3 protein-coding genes are annotated in these 3,457 nt (G+C 59.2%); 1 reads left to right on the forward strand and 2 read right to left on the reverse strand.

Translation table 11 applies throughout. The annotated features are described in order from the left end of the window. Both ACE3S9_RS16895 and ACE3S9_RS16900 read right to left on the reverse strand, forming a co-directional pair. On the reverse strand, positions 1-1,090 hold a 1,090-nt coding region (locus tag ACE3S9_RS16895), incomplete at its 3' end, for a PQQ-binding-like beta-propeller repeat protein (RefSeq protein ID WP_374547645.1). A gap of 73 nt (positions 1,091-1,163) precedes the next feature. After that, a complete protein-coding gene (locus ACE3S9_RS16900) occupies positions 1,164-1,763 on the reverse strand; it encodes a ubiquinol-cytochrome c reductase iron-sulfur subunit (RefSeq protein WP_374547646.1) in 600 nt (199 codons plus the stop codon). A 357-nt stretch (positions 1,764-2,120) separates the two neighbouring features. Between ACE3S9_RS16900 and ACE3S9_RS16905 the strand changes: the two genes are divergently transcribed. Then, positions 2,121-3,457 (forward strand): sigma-54-dependent Fis family transcriptional regulator (locus ACE3S9_RS16905; protein ID WP_374547644.1); only part of this gene is annotated, 1,337 nt, incomplete at its 3' end.

Here is a 3,457-nt window from a genome sequence, read left to right on the forward strand (position 1 = left end):
CGGTCTTTCCGGTGCCTGGCGTCTTGGACGGATCGTAGGTGGGACGTCCGGTCTTGGGATCGACGCTGGTGAAGACGTCCTGCCGGACGAAGGGCCAGCTTGCGACATAGCCGATGGAATCCGGCTTGCGTTCGAGCAGCCAGAGATAGCCGTCGCGCCCAGCGTGGACCAGGCCGCTGACGGTTTTGCCCTCGCGCTGATAATCGATCAGCATGGGCGTCGAGACTTCGTCCCAGTCCCAGGCGTCGGCCTGATGATATTGATGGAAGCCCTTGAGCTTGCCGGTCTCGATATCGAGAGCGATCACGCTATTGGCGTAGAGATTGTCGCCGGGCCTCGTGTCGGGCATCCACGGCGCGGCGTTTCCCGTTCCCCAATAGGTCGTGCGGGTTTTCGGATCGTAACTGCCGCTGACCCAGGTCGAGCCGCCGCCCCGTTGATAGGAGTCGGCGGGCCAGGTGTCGCCGCCGGGTTCGCCCGGCGCAGGAATGGTGAAGGTGCGCCAGGCCTCCTTGCCGGTGCTCGCGTCGAACGCGGCCACAAAGCCGCGCACGCCGAGTTCGCCACCGGACGAGCCAACCAGAATCTTGCCTTCCGCCGCGAGGGGCGCGAGCGTGATGTAATAGCCGCTCTTCCAATCGGCGACGGGAACCTGCCACGCCTCCTTGCCGGTCGCGGCGTCGAGGGCGATCAGCTTGGCGTCCGTCGTGCCGAAATAGACTTTGTCGCCGTAAAGCGCGACGCCGCGATTGGTCGGATGCAATTGCATCAGTTCTTCCGGAACCTGGTGCTGGTAACGCCAGAGTTCGGCGCCCGTTTTGGCGTCGAGCGCGATCACCTGATTGCCGGGCGACGTGACGAACATCATGCCGTTGTTGACGATGGGCGGAGACTGGTGGCCTTCGAGCTGGCCTGTCGAATAAACCCAGGCGACGCTCAGCTTCGACACGTTCTTGACGTTGATCTTGGCCAGCGGGCTATAGCCCCATCCTGCGTAATTGCCCCTGAATTGCAGCCAGTTTTGCGGCTCCGGGCTGGCGAGGCGAGCGTCCGTCACGCTATCGTAAGCGGTGGCGGGCAGAATGCTCAAGGCCAGCATTGACGCGCCAAAAGCCAAATGTTTCGAACTTTTTTTCACGTTGATTTCCTCCTGGGTTTTGTTGTTAGTCGATTGCTTTTGCGCCGCCTGGTTCGGAGCTGAATTCTCCTGCAATGACGATTTCGCCCTGCTCCGATTTCAGCGGCAATATCGGAAGCGGGCGAGGCGCCGGCCCGGCAAAGACCGCGCCTTGATCACGCGGGTCGAATTGCGAAAGATGGCAGTAGCAAAGGATCATGCGATCCTTGTCGTTCCATTCGGTCACGTCGCATCCGCGATGCGGGCAGACCCCGGAAAAGGCGAAGACGCCATCGACCGAACGGGCGAGTTGATCGGGCGTCAGATCCCTGGAATCGAACCGCACAAGAATGATGCGATTGAGGCGGGAGCCTTCACGCTTGATTCCGTCTGCGGGATTGAAAGGAAATGCGCCAAGCGGCTTGTCGCCGATCTTGACGTCCTGCAGCTTCAGGGCTTTTGGATTGCCCTCCGCGTCTTCCGCGGCAAGGCGGTCGCCCTCGCGCGGCCTCGCGCCATCGGCTTCCGTCGCGAAGGCGCGTCGCCCTTCGCCGAGAAGGCCCGCCATCGAGGACAAAGCGAGACAGTGAAGCGCTGTGCGACGCGTCAAGCACTCACCGGAGCTTCGTCCCCCTGGCGTGCGCATTTTCTTGAACCTCAAAAGCTCCTCCCACGTTTTTGATTTTTGGCAGATGCCGCAAAGGCCATGCCAGCAGTAACGGCGGAAGACGTCGCGTCTCCGTCATGGCTGATTTTATCAATCGAATCATTCTGTTAGATTGTTTCGATTTTGAATTTGCAATAGTCTTTTGCGGTGCAGCGAGGATGGATACAAAGTGTTACACGTGTTACATCTTCCGTCACAGGCGTCAGTTACATAAAATAGCCCGCCGGCGCTCGAGTTGTACGATATTCAGTTGTATCAATATCCGTTTGATGGAAATATAAAGTGTGATAGGTTTCCAATTTTAACGAAAAAGAACAGCGCGCTATCGGAGGATACATGCGTTCGAGCAAGAGTGCGCATCAGAAGGATCTGATTGCGAAGACTCTGGACGGCGGCGTCGCGCGACTCGACGAATTCGATCCATTGATCGTCCGGTCATGGCGGCGGTCGGTGGAAGGATATCGGCTGGACCCCGGCCGCGTTCGCGCGCCGCGCGTCCTGACGGGCGCCGCTCTGCGCCAGCATCGCGAGCCCGTGGAGCCTTTGCTCGCTCATTCGCGCGACATTTTCATACGCGCGCACCAGCAGTTGAGCACCGCCGGATATGTCCTGCTGCTGGCGGATGCGAGCGGCGTGACCATTGAATTCTTGAGCCAACACGGAACATTGCTCGGCGGCGGACTTGGTCTTGGCGCTTGCTGGGACGAACCCGAAGAGGGCACCAACGCCATTGGCGCGTGCATCATTGAAAAGTCGCCGGTCACGGTTCATCGGGCCGAGCATTTCCTTGAAGCCCATCGCATCGTCACCTGCACCGCCGCCCCAATCTTCGGCCCACGCGGCGATCTGCTGGCCGTTTTGAATGCGACGTCGCTCGACGTTTCCGGAGAGCGGAAAGATAAATTTCTTGCGCAACAATTCATCGCCGGCACGGCGCATATCATAGAAACAACCGCCTTTTTCAGCGAGTTCCAGAAATCCTGGATTTTGAAGTTGAACGAGCGCGCCGGCCTGTTGGAAACGACCACGGAAAGCCTTCTGGCGATCAACGCGGAAGGCCGCGTGATCGGGGCGAACCGTGTCGCGTTCTGCGAGCTTGCGGGATGTGGCTTGCATACGATTCTGGGGCGGGCGATCTCCAATCTCTTCGATATTGAATTCGAGGAACTATTGGCGAAGACGCCGGCGCAAACCGGCCACGGCTTGCTGGTTCACGCAGGAGCCGATCGGCGGCCTTATTTTGCGCTTCTGCGTTGGCCCAAAAGCGTGATGGCTGGCCAGAATTTCTACCAAAGCAGACAATCGACAAAAAACACGATCAGCAAAAGGAATGACAGGTCGGGCTTCCCTGAGCTCGCGTCACTGGCCGGCGACGATCCGGAGATGCTGCGAAACATTCAGATGGCGAAGCGCGTCGTCGATCGACCCATATCCATCCTTTTGCAGGGAGAAACAGGCGTCGGAAAAGAACTGTTCGCCCGCGCCTTGCACGGCGCCAGTGGACGCGCAGGCGAGCAGTTTGTCGCTCTGAATTGCGCCGCCATTCCTGAGTCCCTGATTGAAAGCGAGTTGTTCGGTTACGCCGACGGCGCGTTCACGGGCGCCCGAAAAAAGGGGATGAAAGGCAAAATTCTCCAGGCGAGCGGAGGGACGCTGTTTTTGGACGAAATAGG

The organism is Rhodoblastus sp. (assembly GCF_041915505.1).
GTDB lineage: Bacteria > Pseudomonadota > Alphaproteobacteria > Rhizobiales > Beijerinckiaceae > Rhodoblastus.